The sequence below is a fragment of the Enterobacter cloacae complex sp. 6730903 genome (genome assembly GCF_048283985.1).
Classification (GTDB): Bacteria; Pseudomonadota; Gammaproteobacteria; order Enterobacterales; family Enterobacteriaceae; genus Enterobacter; species Enterobacter hormaechei_C.
Map to the genome: position 1 here is coordinate 1 of NZ_JBLVXX010000197.1, position 304 is coordinate 304.

1 protein-coding gene is annotated in these 304 nt (G+C 42.4%); it reads right to left on the reverse strand.

The features are described 5' to 3' along the window. Positions 1 to 45 precede the first annotated feature (45 nt). Positions 46 to 304: HK97 gp10 family phage protein (locus tag ACNQ0W_RS25545; protein ID WP_417933329.1), on the reverse strand; the 259-nt coding region annotated here is incomplete at its 5' end.

Below are 304 nucleotides of genomic sequence, written 5' to 3' on the forward strand. Positions count from 1 at the left end.
CGATCAATAATAGCTTGCCTTGTCTGCTCTAAAGTCATTGCCATTTTAGCCACCGTACTTTTGAGAAATAAAGTTAAACGTGAGGCCATAAATACCTTGTGGTGCTTGATCAGACCAGCCGTTTTCTAAGCGCGGTCCATAAGCTTTATTGTTCTGGATATAAACCAAATTACCTAACTTAATCTTCATTGCCTGAATCGCTGCGTCGTTAATAGGGTTTGTTTCAGGTTCACGCACGCCGAAATCGGCAGATCCAACCGAAACAATATGTGAAGCACGGTATGCTCCAGTATCAACAGGACTT